This is a genomic window from Nocardioides aquaticus (genome assembly GCF_018459925.1).
GTDB lineage: Bacteria > Actinomycetota > Actinomycetes > Propionibacteriales > Nocardioidaceae > Nocardioides > Nocardioides aquaticus.
Map to the genome: position 1 here is coordinate 2,987,866 of NZ_CP075371.1, position 21,866 is coordinate 3,009,731.

Annotated in this window: 22 protein-coding genes; 7 read left to right on the top strand and 15 right to left on the bottom strand. The window is 75.5% G+C overall.

Annotated features, from left to right (window positions below):
* Positions 1 to 10: 10 nt before the first annotated feature.
* The 8 genes from ENKNEFLB_RS14485 to ENKNEFLB_RS14520 all read right to left on the bottom strand — a co-directional run bounded on the left by ENKNEFLB_RS14485 (position 11) and on the right by ENKNEFLB_RS14520 (position 6,343).
* Entirely contained in the window at positions 11 to 496 is a 486-nt protein-coding gene (locus ENKNEFLB_RS14485) for a phosphoribosyltransferase (protein WP_246535561.1), read from the bottom strand.
* A 63-nt stretch (positions 497 to 559) separates the two neighbouring features.
* Complete coding sequence (locus ENKNEFLB_RS14490) at positions 560 to 1,327, bottom strand: regulatory protein RecX (protein WP_214056057.1); 768 nt, start codon at positions 1,325 to 1,327, stop codon at positions 560 to 562.
* Complete coding sequence (gene recA, locus ENKNEFLB_RS14495; protein WP_160007191.1) at positions 1,317 to 2,369, bottom strand: recombinase RecA; 1,053 nt, start codon at positions 2,367 to 2,369, stop codon at positions 1,317 to 1,319. Before recA ends, ENKNEFLB_RS14490 begins: the two co-directional genes overlap by 11 nt.
* 195 nt (positions 2,370 to 2,564) lie before the next feature.
* Positions 2,565 to 3,038 (bottom strand): hypothetical protein, encoded by a 474-nt coding sequence (locus ENKNEFLB_RS14500; RefSeq protein WP_214056058.1) that lies wholly within the window; start codon positions 3,036 to 3,038, stop codon positions 2,565 to 2,567.
* A complete protein-coding gene (locus tag ENKNEFLB_RS14505; protein ID WP_214056059.1) occupies positions 3,035 to 4,204 on the bottom strand; it encodes a molybdopterin-dependent oxidoreductase in 1,170 nt (389 codons plus the stop codon). Before ENKNEFLB_RS14505 ends, ENKNEFLB_RS14500 begins: the two co-directional genes overlap by 4 nt.
* Positions 4,201 to 4,929 carry a class I SAM-dependent methyltransferase gene (locus ENKNEFLB_RS14510; protein WP_214056060.1) on the bottom strand — a complete coding sequence of 243 codons (729 nt, stop codon included), beginning with the start codon at positions 4,927 to 4,929 and terminating at the stop codon, positions 4,201 to 4,203. Before ENKNEFLB_RS14510 ends, ENKNEFLB_RS14505 begins: the two co-directional genes overlap by 4 nt.
* A complete protein-coding gene (locus ENKNEFLB_RS14515) occupies positions 4,926 to 5,690 on the bottom strand; it encodes a TIGR04282 family arsenosugar biosynthesis glycosyltransferase (protein ID WP_214056061.1) in 765 nt (254 codons plus the stop codon). The genes ENKNEFLB_RS14510 and ENKNEFLB_RS14515 overlap by 4 nt, the downstream gene beginning before the upstream one ends.
* Positions 5,687 to 6,343, bottom strand: a complete 657-nt coding sequence (locus tag ENKNEFLB_RS14520) for a glycosyltransferase family 2 protein (protein WP_214056062.1) — start codon at positions 6,341 to 6,343, stop codon at positions 5,687 to 5,689. The genes ENKNEFLB_RS14515 and ENKNEFLB_RS14520 overlap by 4 nt, the downstream gene beginning before the upstream one ends.
* 143 nt (positions 6,344 to 6,486) lie before the next feature.
* Between ENKNEFLB_RS14520 and ENKNEFLB_RS14525 the strand changes: the two genes are divergently transcribed.
* On the top strand, positions 6,487 to 7,908 hold the full coding sequence (locus ENKNEFLB_RS14525) for a hypothetical protein (protein ID WP_246535562.1): 1,422 nt from the start codon (positions 6,487 to 6,489) through the stop codon (positions 7,906 to 7,908).
* Between the two features lie 15 nt (positions 7,909 to 7,923).
* On the opposite strand, the gene ENKNEFLB_RS14530 is transcribed toward ENKNEFLB_RS14525, so the two are convergent.
* The 6 genes from ENKNEFLB_RS14530 to ENKNEFLB_RS14555 form a co-directional block, all read right to left on the bottom strand.
* The gene (locus ENKNEFLB_RS14530; RefSeq protein ID WP_214056063.1) at positions 7,924 to 8,979 is read right to left on the bottom strand and encodes an NAD-dependent epimerase/dehydratase family protein; all 1,056 of its coding nucleotides are present in this window, start codon (positions 8,977 to 8,979) and stop codon (positions 7,924 to 7,926) included.
* Complete coding sequence (locus ENKNEFLB_RS14535) at positions 8,976 to 9,824, bottom strand: S-methyl-5'-thioadenosine phosphorylase (protein WP_214056064.1); 849 nt, start codon at positions 9,822 to 9,824, stop codon at positions 8,976 to 8,978. The genes ENKNEFLB_RS14530 and ENKNEFLB_RS14535 overlap by 4 nt, the downstream gene beginning before the upstream one ends.
* A complete protein-coding gene (locus ENKNEFLB_RS14540; RefSeq protein WP_214056065.1) occupies positions 9,821 to 11,131 on the bottom strand; it encodes an MFS transporter in 1,311 nt (436 codons plus the stop codon). The genes ENKNEFLB_RS14535 and ENKNEFLB_RS14540 overlap by 4 nt, the downstream gene beginning before the upstream one ends.
* Entirely contained in the window at positions 11,128 to 11,322 is a 195-nt protein-coding gene (locus ENKNEFLB_RS14545; protein ID WP_214056066.1) for a DUF3046 domain-containing protein, read from the bottom strand. The genes ENKNEFLB_RS14540 and ENKNEFLB_RS14545 overlap by 4 nt, the downstream gene beginning before the upstream one ends.
* Entirely contained in the window at positions 11,319 to 11,474 is a 156-nt protein-coding gene (locus tag ENKNEFLB_RS14550; protein ID WP_214056067.1) for a hypothetical protein, read from the bottom strand. Before ENKNEFLB_RS14550 ends, ENKNEFLB_RS14545 begins: the two co-directional genes overlap by 4 nt.
* A 64-nt stretch (positions 11,475 to 11,538) precedes the next feature.
* On the bottom strand, positions 11,539 to 11,730 hold the full coding sequence (locus tag ENKNEFLB_RS14555) for a hypothetical protein (RefSeq protein WP_214056068.1): 192 nt from the start codon (positions 11,728 to 11,730) through the stop codon (positions 11,539 to 11,541).
* Between the two features lie 144 nt (positions 11,731 to 11,874).
* Here ENKNEFLB_RS14555 and ENKNEFLB_RS14560 point away from each other — a divergent pair, with 144 nt between their 5' ends.
* The 6 genes from ENKNEFLB_RS14560 to ENKNEFLB_RS14590 all read left to right on the top strand — a co-directional run bounded on the left by ENKNEFLB_RS14560 (position 11,875) and on the right by ENKNEFLB_RS14590 (position 21,316).
* Positions 11,875 to 13,197, top strand: a complete 1,323-nt coding sequence (locus ENKNEFLB_RS14560) for a nicotinate phosphoribosyltransferase (RefSeq protein WP_214056069.1) — start codon at positions 11,875 to 11,877, stop codon at positions 13,195 to 13,197.
* Between the two features lie 10 nt (positions 13,198 to 13,207).
* Complete coding sequence (locus ENKNEFLB_RS14565) at positions 13,208 to 13,816, top strand: isochorismatase family protein (protein WP_214056070.1); 609 nt, start codon at positions 13,208 to 13,210, stop codon at positions 13,814 to 13,816.
* Positions 13,813 to 14,484, top strand: coding sequence for an NUDIX hydrolase (locus ENKNEFLB_RS14570; RefSeq protein WP_214056071.1), 672 nt, complete (start codon positions 13,813 to 13,815; stop codon positions 14,482 to 14,484). The genes ENKNEFLB_RS14565 and ENKNEFLB_RS14570 overlap by 4 nt, the downstream gene beginning before the upstream one ends.
* Before the next feature lie 58 nt (positions 14,485 to 14,542).
* A complete protein-coding gene (locus ENKNEFLB_RS14580; protein WP_246535563.1) occupies positions 14,543 to 19,453 on the top strand; it encodes an Lhr family ATP-dependent helicase in 4,911 nt (1,636 codons plus the stop codon).
* Positions 19,446 to 20,249 carry a DNA-formamidopyrimidine glycosylase family protein gene (locus tag ENKNEFLB_RS14585; protein ID WP_214056072.1) on the top strand — a complete coding sequence of 268 codons (804 nt, stop codon included), beginning with the start codon at positions 19,446 to 19,448 and terminating at the stop codon, positions 20,247 to 20,249. The genes ENKNEFLB_RS14580 and ENKNEFLB_RS14585 overlap by 8 nt, the downstream gene beginning before the upstream one ends.
* Positions 20,250 to 20,608: 359 nt before the next feature.
* Positions 20,609 to 21,316 carry a hypothetical protein gene (locus ENKNEFLB_RS14590; protein WP_214056073.1) on the top strand — a complete coding sequence of 236 codons (708 nt, stop codon included), beginning with the start codon at positions 20,609 to 20,611 and terminating at the stop codon, positions 21,314 to 21,316.
* Positions 21,317 to 21,457: 141 nt separating this feature from the next.
* On the opposite strand, the gene ENKNEFLB_RS14595 is transcribed toward ENKNEFLB_RS14590, so the two are convergent.
* Positions 21,458 to 21,790, bottom strand: a complete 333-nt coding sequence (locus ENKNEFLB_RS14595) for a helix-turn-helix domain-containing protein (RefSeq protein WP_214056074.1) — start codon at positions 21,788 to 21,790, stop codon at positions 21,458 to 21,460.
* Between the last annotated feature and the right edge of the window lie 76 nt (positions 21,791 to 21,866).

Consider the following 21,866-nt stretch of genomic DNA (forward strand, 5'->3'; position numbering starts at 1 on the left):
CGGCGCGGACTCAGGCGGGCACGGAGCCGGTGACCACGGCCTCGACCGAGGACCACGGGAAGTCGATCCACCGGTCGGTACGGCGCCAGGAGTAGTCCGGACGCACCACCGACCCCGGCTTGTCGTAGAGCACCGCCACCCTGACCTCGGCGGCGTGGGGCGCACACAGGTCCCGGACCGCCGCGAGCGTACGGCCGGTGTCGGCCACGTCGTCGGCGACCAGCACCCGACGGCCGGCCAGGTCGGCCGGTGACGGCCCGGGGCCCAGCACCACCGGCTCGTCCAGGCGCGCGTCGACCCCGGTGTAGAACTCGACGTTCAGCATGGCGCAGGCCTTGACCCCGAGCGCGTACCCGAGCCCCATCCCGAGCGCGAGGCCGCCGCGGGCCACGCTCAGCACCAGGTCCGGTCGGTACCCGTCCGCCGACACCTGGCCGGCCAACTCCGGCACACACCGGCCGAAGGTCTCCCACGTCAGCACCTCGCGCTCGTCCACGTCGACGATCGTGCCCCGCCACTGTGTCGTCCGTGTTTCGTGACGCGGCGGGGCGGCCGTGCCCTACAGGTCGTCCGGCGCCTCGGGGAAGGCGTCCTCGTCGGCGTCGAGCTCCTCGCGGACCACCGACCAGGCCACGCCGGCGCCGTAGCCCTTGCGGGCCAGCATCCCGACCAGCCGACGGGTGGCGGTGGTCTGGTCGACGCGGGTCAGCGTGCGCATCTTCTTGCGCACGAGCTGCCGCGCGGCGTCCCGCTCCTGGTCGGGGTCGACCTCGTCGAGCGCCTCGCGGGCGACCTCGTCGTCCACGCCCTTGCGGCGCAGCTCCTGGGCCAGGGCGCGGCGGGCCAGGCCCTTGCCGGACTGGCGCTGCTGGACCCAGGTGGCGGCGAAGGCGGCGTCGTCGACCAGGCCGACGTCGGTGAACCGGTCGAGCACCCGGGTGGCGACGTCGTCCTCGACGCCCTTGGCGGCCAGCTTGTCGGCCAGCTCGCGGCGGCTACGGGCCCGACCGACCAGCTGGTCGAGCAGGATGGTGCGCGCGGTCTGCTCGGGGTCGGCGTCCGGCTCCGGCGGACGCTCGGCCGACGGGCCGCGGCCCGTCGAGCCCGACCTGCCGCCCGACGTGCTGCCCCGGCGACCGCCCTGCCGACCGCCCTGGCGGCTGCCCGACCTGGTGCCCGACCGTCCCGGTCGCGTGGGGCGGTCGGCCCGCTCCGGCTTGGGCACGGCCCGGCCCCGGGTCCAGGCGGCGACGCCGTCGGCGACGTCGCCGCGCCACGGGTCCGGAGCAACGGGGTCCGGACCAGCAGGATCCGACTCAGAAGTCATTGATCCCGATGGGCTCGTCCGACAGCTCGGAGGCCTCGGCGTCGACCTGCGGGCCGACCCCCAGCTTCTCGAGGATCTTCTTCTCGAGCTCGTTGGCGAGGTCGGGGTTGTCGCGCAGGAAGGTCCGCGCGTTCTCCTTGCCCTGGCCGAGCTGGTCGCCCTCGTAGGTGTACCAGGCGCCGGCCTTGCGGACGAGGCCCGCCTCGACGCCCACGTCGATCAGGCCGCCCTCGCGGGAGATGCCCTTGCCGTACATGATGTCGAACTCGGCCTGCTTGAACGGCGGCGCGACCTTGTTCTTGACGACCTTGCAGCGGGTCCGGTTGCCGACCATGTCGGTGCCGTCCTTGAGCGTCTCGATGCGACGCACGTCGAGGCGGACCGAGGAGTAGAACTTCAGCGCCCGACCACCGGTGGTGGTCTCGGGCGAGCCGAACATGACGCCGATCTTCTCGCGGAGCTGGTTGATGAAGATCGCCGTCGTGCCGGAGGAGTTCAGCGCACCGGTCATCTTGCGCAGCGCCTGGCTCATCAGGCGGGCCTGGAGGCCGACGTGGCTGTCGCCCATCTCGCCCTCGATCTCGGCCCGGGGCACCAGCGCCGCGACGGAGTCGATGACGATCAGGTCGAGCGCGCCGGAGCGCACCAGCATGTCGGCGATCTCGAGCGCCTGCTCACCGGAGTCGGGCTGCGAGACCAGCAGCGCGTCGGTGTCGACGCCGAGGTTCTTGGCGTAGTCGGGGTCCAGGGCGTGCTCGGCGTCGATGAAGGCCACGATGCCGCCGGCGCGCTGGGCGTTGGCCACCGCGTGCAGGGCGACCGTGGTCTTTCCCGAAGACTCCGGGCCGTAGATCTCGACCACCCGGCCGCGGGGCAGGCCGCCGAGGCCCAGCGCGACGTCGAGGGCGATCGAGCCGGTCGGGATCACCTCGAGGGGGGCGCGCGTCTCGTCGCCCAGGCGCATCACCGAGCCCTTGCCGAACTGCTTCTCGATGTTGAGCAGCGCCGTGTCCAGCGCCTTGTCGCGGTCTCCGCCAGCCATGGTCAGTCTCCGTCCTCAGCGGGCCGGTCAGGCCCGTGGTCAGTGCGTGTGTGGGGTTCGTGAAGTGCTGTCGACGACGTTAGGGCGACCCGCCGACAACGGTCCTGACCTCGCGCCGGGCCTGGGGACGACGGGGCTCGTACCCCCGCCTGTGCACACAACCTAGCCCGAACACCTGTTCGACGCACGGAGGCGCTACCGCGTGTCCCCCGCGTGTCGCCGACGGCGCAGCACGGCCAGCACCACGGCCACCACGACGAGGGCGGCGAGCACCAGCCAGCCGGTGGTGTAGTCGCGGTCCAGCAGGGTCGGGTTGTCCTCGCGGGCCCCGAAGCGACCCAGCACCGGCACCGCCAGCAGCGTCACCGAGCCGAGCACCACGAAGCCGCCGGCGAGGGGTCCGGAGACCGTCCACGGCAGCACGCGCTGCGCCGCGGCGCCCAGCGCCAGCTCGAGCCCACCGATCACGACGTCGTGCAGCAGCAGCGCCGCCACGGTCCACACGGCCACGTCGAGCACCTGGGAGAGCTCCTGGCGCGAGAGCAGCAGCCACGCGCCGTACAGGCCCACCAGGACGCCGAGGCCGCCCACGACCAGCCGCCCGGCACCCACACCGCCGGCACCCACGCCGCCGGCACCCCCGCCGGCCGCGCCGCTCCCGCCGGTCACGTCGACACCTCGAGCCGGGTGACCCACTTCGTCTGCAGCACCCCGGGCCGGTTCGGGGCGATCACCCGGCAGGGGAACCCGTGGTCGAGGGACAGCTCCTCGCCGTTGAGCCTCAGCGCCAGGAGCGTCCGGTCGTCCTCGACGAAACCGCCCTGCATCATCGTGGTGGAGAACGCGCCGAAGCGCTGCAGCGAGGTGACCACGACGTCGGGCCCGCCGGTCGCGTCGACGAGCGCCATCAGCTCGGAGACGCGGACGCCGGTCCAGGTCGCCGTCGCGCTCCACCCCTCGACGCAGGCGATCGGGAGCTCCTCGGTGTGCTGGGTCATCGCCTCGAGGTCGGCGCGGTCCAGGGTGAGCGAGGTGGCCCCGTTGACGAGCTCCAGGGCGTACGCGCCGGGAGCCACCGCCGCGGTCGTGACGCCGGCGGCCTCGGCCGAGCGGTTGATCGGGATCCCCTGCGGACCGTCGCCGGTGCGCACCGCCAGGACGGAGACCTGGCGCAGCCAGGCGACGCTCCCCCCGGCCGTGGCCAGCACCGCGACTCCGGCCGCGGCCCAGGTGGTGCGCAGCAGGCCCCGGCGGCTCAGCGCGCCCTCGCGCGTGGCCGAGGGCCGGTCGTGGGTGGTGTCCTCGACGTCACCGAGCAGGGCGTCGCGGATGACCGGCAGCTTGACGGCCACGTGCACCAGCAGCGCGCCGATCGCCACCCACGCCATCGCGTAGTGACTGGGGCGGAAGGAGAACGACCAGGGGTACCACTGGGCCGCGTTCATGATCCCGGAGACCAGCTGGAACAGCGCCGCACCGACCAGCACCGCGATCGAGACGCGCTCGAGGCCGTGCAGGACCAGTCGGCGCAGGTCGCCGAGCGGCACGGCCTGGAACAGCCGGGGGAAGACCGTCCAGAGCTTGACCAGCAGCAGCGGGACCGCGGCGTACCCGCTGATCACGTGCAGGCCCTGGGTGACCCGGTAGCCCCAGGCAGGGCTCGTGGGGAACGGGACGGGGTGGTCGACGTTCTGGGCGTAGTGGCTGATCAGCCCGGTGACGAAGCAGGTGGTGAAGGCCACCGCCAGCCACACACCGATCCGCGCGGCCACGGCGGGGCTGCGCAGGCGGCTGGTGAAGCGCTCCTCGGTGGGGACCGGGAGCGTGCGGGTCATCTCTGCTCTTCCAGCACGACCGACCAGCGGTCCTCGCCGTGGCGGTGCGTCGAGGCGACGCCGAACCCGACCGCGGCCGCGATGTCGCCGACGTCGTCGACACCGACGACCGACCAGCGGAAGGGCCGGCTGCGGGTGCCGGCGCACTCGAGGGCGGCCCAGTGGGTGGTGAACGGGACACCGGGCGGGGCCACCTCGACGACCACCCGGCCGGTCGGGTCGAGCAGCTGGCGGACCCGCTTCAGCAGCGCCTCGGGGTCCCCCCCGATCCCGACGTTGCCGTCGGCCAGGAGCGCGGAGCGCCAACGGCCCTCGCCGGGCAGCCGGTCGAAGACGTCACGACGCAGGGCGGCGACGCCGCGCTGACGGGTCTGCCCGACGGCCTCGTGGACCACGTCGATGCCGAGCACGACGTGGCCGTTCTCGGCCAGCGCCGCGCTGAGGCGCCCCGGGCCGCACCCGATGTCGAGGGTCGAGCCCACGCACTGAGCGATCAGCGACTGGTCGAGCGAGTCGGCCTCCCGGGTCCAGTCGGCCATCGGGAGGTGCTGGGGCTCGGGTCCGAGCCCGACCACGTGGCAGGGCTCGCCGCGCAGGGCGTGGGAGAAGACGGTGGTGAAGGACGCCTGGCCGTCGTCGTCGAGGGCCTCCAGCACACCGGCGGGCGGCTCCAGCGGGGAGAACGGGTCCTCGGCGGGCTCGACTGACAGCTGCTCCTCGCTCATGCGGGGTCCTCCTCGACAACGCCCGGGCCCGAGCCCGGGGTGGTGACGTGCGCCGCGGACCAGGCCGTGGCGAAGTGGCTGCCGGGGGCCAGGGCGGCCACGGCGTCGGCGTCGTCGACCTCGTCGACGTCACGCAGCATGACGGTGGTGCCCACCCGCCACCCGGCGCCGACGAGGGCGTCGCGGGTGTCGGCCCCGGTGCGGTCGGTGGACATCTCGACGCCCGCGAGCACGGCGGCCACCGCGGGGTCACGCCGCGCCAGCACCCACCAGCCGCCGTCGTCGGCCGGGCCGAGCACCGCGTCGTACGCCGGCTCGTCGGCCTGCAGCGGCGCGGCGGCGGCGGCCAGCAGGTCGGCGCTCGCGTGCGGGGTGTCCATGCCGACCTGCACGACGAGGCCGGGGCCGGCGTCGGCGTGGGCGGCCACCAGGCGCTCGGCGAACCCGTCGCCGCGCTGCGGCGTGACGGTCCAGCCGGCGAGGGCCGCGCGCAGCTCGGGGGCACCGACCGCGTCGTCGAGGTCCCCGTCGAGGGCGAGGTGGCAGCCCTCGGCGCCCGCGGCTGCGGTGGCGGCCTCGAGGGTGTCGAGCAGGGCCGCGGAGGCGATCCGCGCGGCGGCGTCGTGACCGACGTCGACGCCCAGCCGGGTCTTGACCCGACCGGCGACGGGCGCCTTGGCCATCACCAGCACCCGGAAGCTCGCCCCGGTCTCGTCCCCGGTCGTGCCCGCGCGGGCCCCCGCGTCGTCACGTCGGGTCACGCGAGCACCCGCCAAAAGTCGCGGGCGGTGCGCAGGGTGCCCTTGACCGAGCCGGACACCTTCGACTTCGTGCCCTCGGCACGCGGGTGGTAGCCCACGTCGCGCTCACTCACCCGCCAGCCGGCCATCGTGGCCTTCTGGAGCATCTCGACGGGGTAGCCGAAGCGGCGGTCCTGCACGTCGAGGTCGAGCAGCGCCTGACGGCGGCAGACCCGCATCGGGGCGATGTCGTGGGCGTCCATCTTGATCCGCCGGCGCAGCCAGGCCACGATCAGCGCGTTCCCGGCGCGGGCGTGCCAGGGCCACACGCCCGAGCGGACGGGCCGGCGGCGGCCCACCGCGAGGTCGGCGCGACCCGAGCGGACGTCCTCGAGCAGGGGCAGCAGCTCGGCGGGGTCGAAGGACCCGTCGCCGTCCATGAACGCGACGTACTCGTGGGTGGCGGCCAGCAGGCCCGTGTGGACCGCGGCGCCGTACCCCGGTCGGGACTCGGAGACCACCAGGGCGCCGAGGCCGCGGGCGATCTCGGCGGTCCCGTCACGGGACCCGTTGTCGGAGACGACGACGGCGAAGTCGGCCGGGACCCGCGGCAGCAGCGACCGCAGGGCCGGGCCCTCGTCGCGGCACGGAAGCACCAGGTCGCACGTCGTCACGGGTCGACCCTAGGGCTTGACACCCAGCGAACCGGAATCAGACGGCGCGGAAACGCCGGGGGCGTGAGCACGCCCACCCCTCTGACGTCGTCCGGGTCCGTCCGCCCGTGTCCGGCGAGGGTGCTTTCCGTACCCTCGGCGCCATGGCGACCCCCTCCGTGACACGTCCCGCCGCCGTCCCGGGACCCGGTGCCACGGTCGCCGAGACGCCCGCCGGCCGCTGGCCCTGGGTCGGCCTCGCCGTCGTCCTGCTGCTGGTGGTCGCCGCCACCGTCGTCCCCCCGCTGGTCGGCTGGGACGTGCTGGCCCGCGACGACGACCGCGGCACCCCGCCGACCCACGGCTTCGTCGACGTCAAGGTCGGCCTCGGCACCCTGCCGGCGGTCGTGCTGGCGCTGCTCGCCTGGCGGTACGCCGCCGGCCTCGCCGCCCGGCTCCCGTGGCGCGCGTTGCTGCTGGTCTCGTTCCTGGCCGGGCTGGCCTGGATGGTCTCGCTGGCCCTGGTGGACGGCGAGGCCGGGCTGACCCGCGTGCTCGGCAACCCCTACGAGTACCTCCCGACCGCACGCGAGGTCGACAGCGTCCCGGTGATGCTCGACGAGTACGTCGACCGGATCCCGTACGCGCACCCGGACAACTGGGTCGTCCACGTGGCCGGGCACCCCCCACTGGCGCTGCTGTTCTTCGTGGGCCTGGTGCGGATCGGGCTCGGCGGCGACCTCGCCGCGGCGCTCGTGGTGGTCGTGCTGGCCGCCACCACCGCCGTCGCGGTCCTCGTCGCCCTGCGGGCGCTGGGCGCCGAGGCCGCCGCCCGCCGGGTCGCCCCGCTGCTGGTGCTGGCACCCTCCGCGGTCTACATGGCGGTCTCCGCCGACGCCCTCTTCGCCGCGGTCGCCGCGTGGGGGCTGGCCGCGCTGGCCCTGGGCGCGACCGCCCGCGACCGCGGCCGCCCGACCGGCGTGGTCGTGGCCTGGTCGGTGCTGGCGGGGCTGCTGCTGGGCTGCTGCGTCCTGCTGTCCTACGGACTGCCGCTGCTGGGCCTGCTCGCCGTCACCATCCTGTTCCTGGCGCGGTCCTGGCTGCCGCTGCCCGTCGCGGCCGTGGCCGCGCTGGTGCCGGTCCTGCTGATGGCCGCGGCGGGCTTCGCGTGGTGGGAGGCCTACCCGGTCCTGCACGAGCGCTACTTCGACGGGCTCGGCGGGGAGCGCACCGCGGCGTACTGGGCGTGGGGCAACCTGGCGGCGCTGGCGTTCGCCACCGGCCCCCTCGTCGGCGCCGGGGTCGCCCGCCTCGCCCAGCTCGGCGTCACGCGACGCGCGCGTACGGCGCTGGCGGCGACGCCCGACCGCGTGGTCGCCGGGCTCGCGGCCGCGGCGCTGGCGACCATCGCGGTCGCGGACGTGTCGGGGATGAGCAAGGCGGAGGTCGAGCGGATCTGGCTGCCGTTCATGCCGTGGCTGCTGCTCTCGCTGGCCCTGCTGCCAGCGCGGTGGCGCAGCCTGGGCCTGGCGCTGCAGCTGGTCTGCGCGCTGCTGGTGCAGCACCTGCTCTACACCAGCTGGTGACCCCCGCCGGTCGGGTCAGTCGCGCAGCGGCGCCGTCGCGAACTCGCGCAAGCCGACGTCGGGGCTGATCGCGGCGGTGAAGCCGAGCTCCTCGCTCGCGCGCCGCGGCGAGGCCACGATGTGGCGGACGTCGCCGAGCCGGTAGCCGCCGGTCACCTCGGGGTCGATGTCGACGCCCGTGCCCGCGGCGACGGTGCGCGCGACGTCCAGGATCGAGACGGGCTGCCCCGAGCAGACGTTGTAGGCGACGTGGGTGCCGGTCGGGGCGGCCACGACGGCGTCGATCGCGGCCACGTTGCAGCGGGCCACGTCGGCCACGTGCACGAAGTCGCGCATCTGCCCGCCGTCCTCGTAGACCTTTGGCGCCTCGCCCCGCTCGAGCGAGGAGCGGAACATCGCCGCCACCCCGGAGTACGGGGTGTCCTTGGGCATCCGCGGGCCGTACACGTTGTGGTAGCGCAGCGAGACCGCCGCCGAGGCGGCCTGGCGGGCCCAGGCGAGGGCGTAGTGCTCCTGGGCGAGCTTGCTGGCGGCGTACGCGCTGCGGGGCTCCAGCCGCGCGTCCTCATCGACGACGTCCCAGCCGAGCACCCGGTCGCAGACGGGGCAGTGGTTCTCCACGTCGCCGGACTCGAGCGCCTCGACGCTGCGCGAGCCGGGCGGCTGGTCGCCGTGCTCGGGGCAGGTGTAGCGGCCCTCGCCGTAGACCACCATCGAGGAGGCCTGCACCAGCCGGGTCAGCCCGTGCTCGGCCATCGCGGCCAGCAGCGCGGCGGTGCCGAGGTCGTTGTGGGCGGCGTACGCCGGCAGGTCGGCGACCGTGACACCGGCACCGACCAGCGCGGACTGGTGGCACACCACGTCGACACCGCGGAGCAGGTCGGCCCACTCGCTGCTGGTGGCGGCGTCGCGGACGTCGAGGCGGTGGGTGCCGCCGGGCAGCGCGGCACCGGCGCCGTGGGCGTTGGGCAGCATCCAGTCGACGCGGACGACCTCGTCGCCGCGGGCCGTGAGCGCGTCGTCGACCGCGCTGCCGATGAAGCCGGCGGAGCCGGTGAGCAGGACCTTCATGCGCGGACCCCCGAACCGGCGCCCGGGACGTCGTAGGTGAGCTCGAGCCCGTCGGACCAGGTCGAGCAGCCGCAGCCGGCCGGGTCGGGCGCGGTGGCGATGACGTCGGAGAGCAGGCCGGTGAGCCGCTCGAGGTTGGCCTTGAACAGCGCGAAGACCTCCTCCTGGCCGACCCCGTCACCGCTCTCGGCGCCGGCGTCCATGTCGGTGACCAGCGCGATGGCGGAGTAGCACATGCCCATCTCGCGGGCCAGCGCCGCCTCGGGTGCGCCGGTCATGTTGATCAGGGTCCAGCCCTGGTCGGCGTAGTTCCTCGACTCGGCACGGGTCGAGAACCGCGGACCCTCGACGACGACCATGGTCCCGCCGGTCTTCACGTCGGGGGCGGCGGTGCTGATCGCGCCGGAGAGCCGGGGGCAGTACGGGTCGGCGAACGGCAGGTGCACCGCGCCGGACTCCACGAACGAGCCCACGCGGCGGAAGGTGCGGTCGACCAGCTGGTCGGGGACGACCACGTCACCGGGGGCGACCTCGTGGCGCAGCCCGCCGACCGCGCACGGCGCGAGGACCTGGCGCACGCCGAGCGAGCGCAGCGCCCACGCGTTCGCCCGGTACGGGATCCCGTGCGGCGGGTGGTCGTGGTGCGGCCCGTGCCGCGGGACGAAGGCGACCGAGCGGCCGGCCACCGTGCCGACCGAGATCGGCGCCGACGGGTCGCCGTACGGGGTGGTCACCGCGTGCTCGACGGGGTCGTCGAGGAAGGAGTAGAAGCCGGTGCCGCCGATGACGGCGATCTCGGCGACGGGGGCCTCGGGGACGGCGGGCTGCGCGGGTGTCGTGCTCACCGGGGCAACTGTGCCAGCCCGTCGCGGTCGCGGTCGGGGTGGGCCGCGGTGCGTACGGCGGCCAGCAGCACCAGCCCGGCGAGCAGCACCGCCCCCAGCGCGAGGGCGGGGTAGCCGGCGACACCGACCACGACACCGGCGAGGCCGCCGGCCGCGGCGGCCGCGACGTTCATCAGCAGGTCCGAGGCGCCCTGGACGTCGGTGCGGACCTCCAGCGGCGCGAGGTCGGCGACCAGGGTGGAGGCCGCGACGGTGGCCAGCGACCAGCCGACGCCGAGCAGGAACAGCCCGGCCGTGATCCGGGCCGAACCGCCCTCGGGCGCCGCACCGCACAGGGCGAGCGCCAGCAGCAGCACCGCTCCCCCGGCGCCGAGCACCGTCGACCGGCCGAACCGGTCGGCGAGCCAGCCGACCACCGGGGCGAAGGCGAACATGCCGAGCACGTGGATGCTGATGACCAGGCCGATGACCCGCAGGTCGGAGCCGCCGTGCTCCATGTGCAGCGGGGTCATCACCATCACCGCGACCATCGCGGCGTGCGCGCCGGCGAGCCCGGCCACCGCCCACCCGAGCGCCGGCGTCTCGGCCACCGCGGCGCGCACGCGCGACCACGACGTGCCGGTGGGCGGGCCGACGGGCGGGCCGGCCGCGGCGCGGGCCAGCAGCAGCGGGTCGGGCCGCAGCAGGACGCCGATCACGAGCGCCGCGACCAGCATGCCGGCGGTGGCGACCAGGAACGGTCCGGTCAGCGCCGGGAGGCCCAGCGCCGTGGCCAGGCCGGCGGCGGGGCCGGTCAGGTTCGGCCCGGCGACCGCGCCGATGGTGGTCGCCCACACCACCACGGCCAGCGAGCGGGCCCGCCGGTCGGCGACGGCGAGGTCCGTGGCGGCGTACCGGGCGCCGCTGTTGGCGGCGGTGGCCGAGCCGAGCAGCACGGCGCCTGCCAGCAGGAGCAGCATCGAGCCGACGGCGCCGGCCACGACGACGACCGCGCCGCCCGCGGCACCGAGCAGCCACCCGCTGACCAGGCCGATCCGGCGCCCGCGGCGCGACATCAGCCGCGCCAGCAGCCAGGACGCGACCGCGGCACCGAGCACCTGGAAGGTCTGCGCGAGCCCGGCCAGGCTGTCGCGGCCCGACAGGTCGCGCGCGAGGAGCGAGGCGGTGGCGATCCCGATCGTGATCCCGACGGCACCGAGGGCCTGAGCGAGGACGAGGACCCGCAGGGTGCGGGTCTGGGCGCGTGTCACCTCCTCGGCCGAGGGCGCGGTGCGTTCCCGGTTGTCGGGGGCGAGCGGCGCGCTCATCGGTCGCGGTCGGGCAGCTCGAGCACGGCCCAGACCGCGCGCCAGACCCGGCGCGGGTCCTCGCCGGCGTCGAGCGCCTGCTTGGGCGTCCGCCCGTCCAGCTCGCCGATGACCTGCTGGTCGGCCCAGACCTTGTAGTAGACCGGCCCGAGCGCCTGCTCGAGACGGTCCCAGAACTCGGTGTACCTCACCTGCAGAAGCGTCTCACGCCGGCGACGACGAGCCAGCGGTCGGCACGGAGACCGGCCCGGCGCTCCAGCCGGTCGACGGCCCACCCGGCGTCGGCGAGCGCGGCCCGCAACGGCCCCTCGCGCCAGTAGGTGAAGAACCGGGGCTGCGCCACAGCACCGTGGGTCGACCACCCCTCCCCGTCACCCTCCTTCAGCGAGAGGTGCAGCCGCCCGCCCTCACGGGTCGCCGCGGCCCGAGCCGCTGCCGATCTCGAGCACGCGCGCGCCGGCACCCAGCACCCGGCCCCACTCCCCCGTCACGGGTCCGAGGTGGGTCGGCAGCGCGGCGGTCGCGTCGCGGTAGGCCCGGGCGGCCGCGTCGTACGCCGTACCCGGAAGGACCGAAGTCTCAGCGGCTGCATGACGCACCTCGCTGACCTGGGACGATCCAGCTGCACGGTGGTCGCGAACCGACTTCGTTCCTTCCGGGTACGAGTGCCGGGACGACGACCCCGGCTCGCGCCGGCCCCTGCGGTCGTCCTAGGTTCGTGCCACCCCCGAGATGGAGGACCGATGGCGCTGTCCGCGACGCCCCCCACGCTGTCCCCGGCGTACCTGACCGACCGCTACGAGCTGACGATGCTCTCGTCCTGGGTCACCGAGGGCACGGTGGAGGACCGGGCGGTCTTCGAGTGCTTCGGGCGCCGGCTCCCCGAGGGGCGTCGCTACGGGATGGTCGCCGGGCTCGGGCGGCTGCTGCCGATGATCGAGGACTTCCGCTTCGGCGAGGACGACGTCACCTGGCTGGAGGAGCAGGGCGTGGTCAACGCGGCCGGCGCCGACTACCTGCGCGGGTTCCGGTTCACCGGCGACGTCGACGCCTACCGCGAGGGCGACCTCTACTTCCCCGGCAGCCCGGTGCTCACCGTCAGCGGCACCCTCGGCGAGTGCGTCGTGCTGGAGACGCTGGCGCTCTCGGTGCTCAACCACGACAGCGCCGTGGCCAGCGCGGCGGCGCGGATGGTCGACGCGGCGGGCGGGCGGCCGCTGATCGAGATGGGCTCGCGGCGCGCGCACGAGCAGGCCGCGGTGGCGGCGGCGCGCGCGGCGTACCTCGCCGGGTTCTCCTCCACCAGCAACCTCGCCGCCGGGCGCCTGCACGGCGTGCCCACCGTCGGCACCGCCGCGCACGCCTTCACCCTGGCCCACGCCACCGAGGCCGAGGCGTTCCGCAGCCAGGTCGAGGCCCAGGGCGCCGGGACCACGCTGCTGGTCGACACCTACGACATCGCTCAGGGCATCCGCACCGCCGTCGAGGTGGCCGGGCCCGGGCTCGGCGCGGTCCGGATCGACTCCGGCGACCTCGCCGAGGAGTCGGCACGCGCCCGCGCCCTGCTCGACGAGCTCGGCGCCACCAGCACCCGCGTGACGGTCACCAGCGACCTCGACGAGTTCGTGATCACCGCGCTCGGCGACGCCCCGATCGACGGGTACGGCGTCGGCACGCGGCTGGTCACCGGCTCCGGCCACCCCACCGCCGGCCTGGTCTACAAGCTGGTCGCCGTCGGGGACGGCCCGGACCCGGACGCCCCCCTGCGCCCGGTGGCCAAGAAGTCCGCGTCCAAGGCCTCGGTCGGCGGTCGCAAGACCGTCTGGCGCGAGCACGACGCCGACGGGCTGCTCCGCTCCGAGCACTACGCCGCCGACGGCCGCGCGGTGCCCGAGGGCGCGAGCGCGGTCCAGGTGCCCGTCGTGCGCGGCGGCGAGGTCGTGCACCGCCCCGACCTCGCGGACGTACGCCGGCACGCCGCCGCCTCGCTGGCCTCGCTCCCGGCCGCGGCCCGCCGCGTGACGGCCGGGCCGGCGTACCTCGAGGCCACCCCCGTCACCCACTGAAGGAGGAACCATGGACACCCCATCCACCGCTCCGCGGGCCCTGGTCGTCGTCGACGTCCAGGTCGACTTCGTCGAGGGCGGCTCGCTCGGCGTCGAGGGCGGCCACGCCGTCGCCGAGGCCGTGACCCACCACCTCGCCGCGCACCGCGACGCCTACGCCCTGGTCGCGGCCTCCCGCGACTGGCACGAGCCGCACGGCACCAACGGCGGCCACTTCGCCGAGCCCGGCACGGACCCCGACTTCGTCGACACCTGGCCCGCGCACTGCCTGCGCGACGAGGGCGGCAGCGACTACGCCCCCGGGCTCGACACCGCCGCGGTCGACGTGCACCTGCGCAAGGGCGTCGGCGAGCCGGCGTACTCCGCCTTCGAGGCCGTCGACGACGACGGCCGGCGCCTCGCGGACCTCCTGCGCGCGGCCGGCGTCGGCGACGTCGACGTCGTCGGGATCGCCACCGACCACTGCGTACGGGCCACCGTGCTCGACGCCCGCCGCGAGGGCTTCGGGGTGCGCCTGCTGGACGGCCTGCACGCCGGGGTGGCCCCGGCGACCACCGAGGCGGCGCTGGGCGAGATGCGCGCCGCCGGCGCCGTCACCGGACCGTGGGGCCCGGCGTGAGCGGCCCCGAGCAGGTCTCGGTCGCCGTCGACCTGGCGGTGCTGACCATCCGCGACGGCACGCTCGCCGTGCTGCTGGTCGAGCGGGGCTCGGAGCCGTACGCCGGCACCTGGGCGCTGCCCGGCGGGTTCCTCGAGGCCGGCGAGGACGCCGAGGACGCGGCCTGGCGCGAGCTGCGCGAGGAGACCGGCGTGGAGCGGTTCGCCGGCCACCTGGAGCAGCTGCGGACCTACTCGGCCCCTGAGCGCGACCCCCGCGGCCGGGTGGTCTCGGTGGCCCACGTGGTGCTCGCCCCGGACCTGCCGGAGCCCGTCGCCGGCTCCGACGCCGCCGGCGCGCGCTGGTGGGCCGTCGAGGACGTCCCCTCGCTCGCCTTCGACCACGCCGAGGTGCTCGCGGACGCCGTCGAGCGGGTGCGGGCGAAGCTGGAGTACACGACGCTGGCCCTGCAGTTCGTGCACGAGCCGTTCACCCTGCCCGAGCTGCGCCGGGTCTACGCCGCCGTGTGGGGCACGCCGCCCGACCTCGGCACCTTCCGCCGCAAGGTGCTCGGCACCGCCGGGTTCGTCGAGCCGGTCGAGGCGTCGTCGGGCGACGGCGGGTCCCTGCTCTACCGGCGCGGCAGCGGCCGCGACGTGCAGCCCCCGCTGGTACGCCCGGCCGGCTGACGCAGCCCCGCCCGACCGGACCCGCAGGGGTGTCGGCGGCGTCGGCAAGACTGACCGGGTGAGCGACCCGACCCCCGACTCCGCCCTGGCCCGCTTCAGCGCGCCGTCGCGGGCCTGGTTCGAGGCCGCCTTCGCCGCCCCCACCCCGGCACAGGCCGGCGCCTGGGCCGCGATCGGCGAGGGCCGCCACGCGCTGGTCGTCGCGCCGACCGGCTCCGGCAAGACGCTCTCGGCGTTCCTCTGGTCGCTGGACCGGTTGATGACCAGCCCGCCGCCGGAGGAGAAGGCGCACCGCTGCCGGGTCCTCTACATCTCCCCCCTCAAGGCGCTGGGCGTCGACGTCGAGCGCAACCTGCGCGCCCCGCTGACCGGCATCCGCCACACCGCGCACCGGCTCGGCACGCAGGTGCAGGACGTCCGCGTCGGCGTCCGCTCGGGCGACACCAGCGCCGCCGACCGGCGCAAGCTGTCCACCGCCCCGCCCGACATCCTGATCACGACCCCCGAGTCGCTGTTCCTGATGCTCACCAGCGCCGCCCGCGAGACCCTGCGCGGCGTCGAGACGGTGATCATCGACGAGGTGCACGCCGTCGCCGGCAGCAAGCGCGGCGCCCACCTGGCGCTGTCGCTGGAGCGCCTCGACGCGCTGCTCGACAAGCCCGCGCAGCGGGTCGGCCTCTCGGCCACCGTGCGCCCGCTGGAGGAGGTCGCCCGGTTCCTGGGCGGTGCCGCCCCGGTCGAGATCGTGGCCCCGCCGGCCGAGAAGCGGTGGGACCTGACGGTGGTGGTCCCGGTCGAGGACATGACCAACCCGGAGGCGTACGTCCCGGTGGAGGCGTCGACCCGCGAGCCCGTCGGCGCCGGCGCCCCGGTGGGCCGGTCCGGCGGTGGGCCCGCAGGCGGGTCCGCCGCGGGCGCGTCCCCGTTCGTGCCCGACCCGCCGGGCGGTGCGGTCGCCCTGGCAGACCCGCCCGCCGATGGACCCGAGGTGGTGGGGCTGGCCGACGACGCCGACGCCGGCGGGACCGACGCCCCCGACGGCGCCGACCTCGACCCCTTCGCCGACGACTTCTTCGGCGACACCGCCGACCGTCGCCCCGAGCGCTCCACCTCGATCTGGCCGCACGTCGAGGACGCGGTGGTCGACCTGATCGAGAAGCACACCTCCACCATCGTCTTCGCCAACTCGCGTCGCCTGGCCGAGCGGCTGACCGCCCGGCTGAACGAAATCGCCTCCGAGCGCGCCGGGCTCGACCCGGACGACCCCGAGGCCGGTGGCGGCGACGGCCCGCGCACCCCCGCCCAGCTGATGGGCCAGGCCGGCTCGTCGGCCTCCCCCCGCTCCGCGGCCGACGAGAAGACCCCGGTCGTCATCGCCAAGGCCCACCACGGGTCGGTCTCCAAGGAGCAGCGGTCGCTGATCGAGGACGACCTCAAGCGCGGCCGGCTGCCCGCGGTGGTCGCCACCAGCAGCCTCGAGCTCGGCATCGACATGGGCGCGGTCGACCTCGTCATCCAGATCGAGTCCCCGCCCAGCGTGGCCAGCGCCCTGCAGCGGGTCGGCCGGGCCGGCCACCAGGTCGGCGAGGTCTCCCGCGGGGTGCTGTTCCCCAAGCACCGCGGCGACCTCGTGCAGACCGCGGTCTCGGTGCAGCGGATGCGGACCGGCGGGATCGAGGCGCTGCGGGTGCCGACCAACCCGCTCGACGTGCTGGCCCAGCAGGTGGTCGCGACGACCGCGCTCGAGGCCGTCGACGTGGAGGAGCTCTTCGCGCTCGTCAAGCGCAGCGCCCCCTTCGCCGCCCTGCCCCGCTCGGCGTTCGACGGCACCCTGGACCTGCTCAGCGGCCGCTACCCCAGCGACGAGTTCTCCGAGCTGCGCCCCCGCGTGGTCTGGGACCGGGTGGCCGGCACGATCACCGGCCGTCCGGGCGCGCAGCGGCTGGCGGTCACCTCGGGCGGGACCATCCCCGACCGCGGTCTCTTCGGGGTCTTCCTCGCCGGCGGCGAGGGCCCGGGGCGTCGGGTCGGCGAGCTCGACGAGGAGATGGTCTACGAGTCGCGCGTCGGCGACGTCTTCGCCCTCGGTGCGACCAGCTGGCGGATCGAGGACATCACCCACGACCGGGTCCTGGTCAGCCCGGCGCCCGGCGTCCCCGGCCGGCTGCCGTTCTGGCGCGGCGACTCGCTCGGCCGACCGGCCGAGCTGGGCGAGGCCGTCGGCGGCTACACCCGTGAGCTGGGCTCGATGCCGCGCGAGAAGGCGGTCGAGCGGGCCCGCGACGACGGGCTCGACGCGTTCGCCGCCGGCAACCTGGTGACCTACCTCCACGAGCAGCTCGACGCGACGTCGGTGCTGCCGTCGGACACCACGCTGCTGGTCGAGCGCTTCCGCGACGAGCTCGGCGACTGGCGCCTGGTGCTGCACTCCCCGTACGGCACCCCCGTCCACGCGCCGTGGGCGCTGGCGATCAACGCCCGGCTCCGCGAGCGGTACGGCGTCGACGGCCAGGCCGTGGCCTCCGACGACGGCATCGTGGTGCGGATCCCCGACACCGAGGCCGAGCCGCCCTCGGGCGAGGTCGTGGTCTTCGACCCCGAGGAGATCGAGCAGGTCGTCACCACCGAGGTCGGCGGGTCCTCGCTGTTCGCCTCCCGCTTCCGCGAGTGCGCGGCCCGGGCCCTGCTGCTGCCGCGCCGCGACCCCGGACGCCGCTCGCCGCTGTGGCAGCAGCGGCAGCGCTCGGCGGCGCTGCTCGAGGTGGCCTCGAAGTACCCGTCGTTCCCGATCGTGCTCGAGGCCGTCCGCGAGTGCCTGCAGGACGTCTACGACCTGCCCGCCCTGACCACGCTGATGCGCAGGGTCGAGCGACGCGAGGTCTCGGTCGTCGAGGCGTCCACGACCAGCCCGTCGCCGTACGCCCGCAGCCTGCTCTTCGGCTACGTCGCCCAGTTCGTCTACGAGGGCGACTCCCCCATCGCCGAGCGCCGCGCCGCCGCGCTCTCCCTCGACCAGGGCCTGCTGGCCGAGCTGCTCGGCCGCGCCGAGCTGCGCGAGCTGCTGGACCCCGCGGTGCTCACCGAGGTGGAGGCCGAGCTGCAGCGCCTGGCCGAGGACCGCCGGATCCGCGACGCCGAGGGCGTGGCCGACCTGGTCCGGGTGCTCGGCCCGCTCTCGACCGCCGAGCTGCGGGAGCGGACGCGGCCCGACCTGGCCGAGGCCGTCGAGGAGTGGACGGCCGCGCTCGGGACGCAGCGGCGCCTGGTCGCGGTGCGGATGGGCGGGGAGGACCGGTGGGCGGCCGTCGAGGACGTCGGCCGGCTGCGTGACGGGCTCGGGGTGCCGGTGCCGCCCGGCACGCCCGACGTCTTCGCCGACACCGTCGAGGACCCGCTGGCCGACCTGGTCGCCCGCCACGGGCGTACGCACGGGCCGTTCACCGTCGACGACGTGGCGACCCGGCTGGGGCTCGGCACCGCCGTCGTCCGGCACACCCTCCAGCGGCTCGGCAGCCAGGGGCGGATCGTCGAGGGCGAGTTCCGCCCCGGCGCGAGCGGCCAGGAGTGGTGCGACGCCGAGGTGCTGCGCCGGCTGCGACGGCGCAGCCTGGCCCGGCTGCGGCAGGAGGTCGAGCCGGTCGACCCGGCCGCCCTGGGCCGCTTCCTGCCGGCCTGGCAGGGCGTCACCACCACGAAGGGCCCGGGCGGGCGCCACCGCGGCGTCGACGGCGTCCTCGCCGTCGTCGAGCAGCTGGCCGGGGCGCCCGTGCCGGCCTCGGCGCTCGAGTCGCTCGTGCTGCCGGCCCGGGTGCGCGACTACGAGCCGGCCTTCCTCGACGAGCTGACCGCGACCGGAGAGCTCGTCTGGGCCGGGCACGGCACGCTGCCCGGCAGCGACGGGTGGGTCTCGCTGCACCTCGCCGACCAGGCCGCGCTGACCCTGCCCGAGCCCGACGACGAGCCGCCCACCGAGCTGCAGCAGGCCGTGCTCGACGCGCTGGCCCCCGGCGGCGCCTGGTTCTTCCGTCAGCTGGCCACCACGGTCGGCCAGGTCCTGCCGAAGACCGCCGACGGCGCCCTGGCCGACGCGCTGTGGGGCCTGGTCTGGTCGGGCCGGGTCACCAACGACACCCTGGCCCCGCTGCGCTCGCTGACCCGCGGCAGCGCCGGGACCCACCGCACCCGCCGCGCGCCCGCCCGTACCCGCCGCGCCGGGTCGGCCGGGCGCGCGATGCCCTCGCGCACCGGACCGCCCCAGGCGGCCGGGCGCTGGTCGGTGCTGCCCGAGCTCGACACCGACGTCGTGCGCCGCGGTGCCGGCACCGCCGAGCGGCTGCTCGACCGGCACGGCGTGGTCATCCGCGGTGCCGTCGTCAACGAGCGCATCATCGGCGGCTTCGCCGCGGTCTACCGGGTGCTGTCGACCTTCGAGGAGTCGGGCCGGTGCCGCCGCGGGTACTTCGTCGAGGGCCTCGGCGCCGCCCAGTTCGGCACCGCCGGCGCGATCGACCGGCTGCGCACCTTCAGCGAGGTGGGGCCCGACGCGGCCCCCGTCGCGGTCGCCCTGGCGGCCACCGACCCCGCGAACCCGTACGGGGCCGCCCTCCCCTGGCCCGAGCGCGACGCCGAGGCCCAGGGGGGTGCGGGTGAGGGTGGCGACGCCGAGGGCGGCAAGGGCCACCGGCCCGGACGCAAGGCCGGGGCGCTCGTCGTCCTCGTCGACGGCGAGCTCGTGCTCTACGTCGAGCGCGGCGGGCGGACCCTGCTGACCTGGACCGACGACGACCGCCGGCTGGGCCCGGCGGCCACCGCCCTGGCCGCGGCCGCCACCCGCGGGTCGCTGGGCCGTCTCACCGTGGAGCGCGCCGACGGCGCGCAGCTGCTCGGCCGCGGCACCACCCCGCTGCGGACCGCGCTGGACGGCGCCGGGTTCGTGGCCACGCCGAAGGGGCTGCGGCTGCGTGCCTGAGGGGGACACCGTCTGGCGCACCGCCCGGTCGCTGCACCGCGCGCTGTCCGGGCGGGTGCTCGAGGTCGCCGACCTGCGGGTGCCGCAGCTGGCCACCGTCGACCTCATCGGCGCGCACGTCGTGCGTACCCGCTCCCGCGGCAAGCACCTGCTGACCCGGCTGCGCCACAAGTCGGGCGACTGGACCCTGCACACCCACCTGCGGATGGAGGGTTCCTGGCACCTCCTCCGCCCGGGACAGCGGTGGGGCCGCCCGGCGCACCAGGCCCGCGTCGTGCTCGGCACCGACGCCGTCACCGCGGTCGGCTTCTCCCTCGGCGTGGTCGAGCTGGTGGCCACCGCCGACGAGGACAGCGTGGTCGGCCACGTCGGGCCCGACCTGCTGGGGCCGGGCTGGGGCGAGGCCGACCGGGACGAGGCCGTACGCCGGCTCGGTGCCGCCCCGGAGCGGTCGATCCACGAGGCCCTGCTCGACCAGACCTGCGTGGCCGGGATCGGCAACATGTACGCCGCCGAGATGCTGTTCCTGCGCGGGATCGACCCGACCACACCGTTCTCGCGGGTGCCCGACCCGCCCGGGCCGTCGGGCCTGGTCGACCTGGGCCACCGGCTGCTGGTGATGAACAAGGAACGCGCCACCCAGGCCACCACCGGCGACCTGCGCCAGCCGCTGTGGGTCTACGCCCGCGGCGGCCAGCCGTGCCGGCGCTGCGGCACCCGGGTCGAGGTCGGCGACCTCGGCCCGGTCGGGCGCGAGCGCGTCACCTTCTGGTGCCCACGCTGCCAGCCGAGATGACGCTCGCGGACAGCCGAGATGACGCTTGCGGACAGTCGAGTTGACGTTTCCGGGCACCTCGGCGGCAGGTGGAACCTCCCGCCGCCCCGAGACGTCACAGGTGTGTGTCGACGACGAGGTGGGGGCGTACGGGGGTGGCCCTGCTCGTGGCCCTGACGGGCGCCTGGTCGCCCGGGTGCGCCGTCACCGGGGGGACGGACGGGCGAGAACCCGCACCCTCGCGTCAGATCCGTTCGTCCGGTGCCCCGGCTCCCGACGGGTGCCTCGACACCGCCGAGGCGACGCGGGAGAGCATCGACGGCACGCCGCTCTGGGCGAGGTTCTGTCCCGGGCCCGAGGGACGGACGGCCCCGGCAGAGGTGCCCTCCGACGCCCTGACCACGCACGCGGAGGACCTCACCGTCCTGACCGAGCTCGCCGAGCGAGACCTCCCGGCATCGGCCCGCTGCGGCAGGTTCTTCGGCCGCACCTACCGGGTCCAGATCGGGTACGCCGACGGAGGTGTCACCACCGTCGTCGGGCACACCGACCAGGACTGCGCCGCACAGGTGCCGACCAGCGGAACGTGGGTCGGCGGCCCCGACGCGCTCGGGGTGTACGGGACGTTGATGGCGGCGTTCGGGCGCCAGCACGCCGACCAGCTCGAGGACGCCACCAGCGGCCTCCCGCTCGTCTGCCCGGAGAACCCGCGTAGGCCCGACAGCGTCGACGTCGACGGTCCGTCAGCCTCGCTCGACACCGGCTACCTGCTCGGTCGGCGCGCCCCGATGGTCATGCCGCTGCCGGCAGTACGCGGGATCCTCTGCACCTGGCCGCGCGGCGCCGAGGACGACGAGCCGAGTGTCCGGGACCTGACCGTCGAGGAGGCCGAGCGTGCTCGCATCGGGCTGCACGCGATCACCGGCGGCATGGTCGACTGCGCGGGCAGCCCCGACCCGACCTACACCGCCGTCGTCGAGGACCGGACCGGCACCCGCCGCGCGGTGACGATCATCGACTCGGAGTGTTCGACGATCATCCGCAGCGACCGGGGCTACGGCCTCGGATTCGCCTGGCTGGACCGGTGACGCAGGGAGGGACCCCGACCGGCATCGATCGCGCCGCGAGCGTCACCTCGGAGCGCCGCAACCGTCATCTCGGCTGTCCGCAACGGTCATCTCGGCTGTCCGCGAGCGTCACCTCGGCGCGCCGCGAGCGTCAGTTCAGGGTCAGGCGGCGGAGGCGACCACGTCGGGCGTGCCGCCCGGGGCGGGGACGCGGACCGGGACCTTGACGGTGACCGGCAGCGGCACGGGCCGGGTGGCGGCCTCCTCGAGCACGATCGCGTCCGAGACGTCGCGCAGGACGTCGGAGAGCGGCAGGTCGAGCGCACCGCAGAGCGAGGCCAGCAGCTCGGAGGACGCCTCCTTCTGGCCGCGCTCGATCTCGGAGATGTAGCCGAGGCTGACCCGGGCCTCCTGGGAGAGCTGGCGCAGGGTCAGCCCCTGGTCGACCCGGTGTCCGCGCAGGACGTCCCCGAGGAAGCGTCGGAACAGGACCATGGCGTTCTCCCTCGGATCGTCGGCGGGCTGGGCTGCGGTGACCGGCTCGTGGGTCTCAACGCTACAAGGTCCTCCG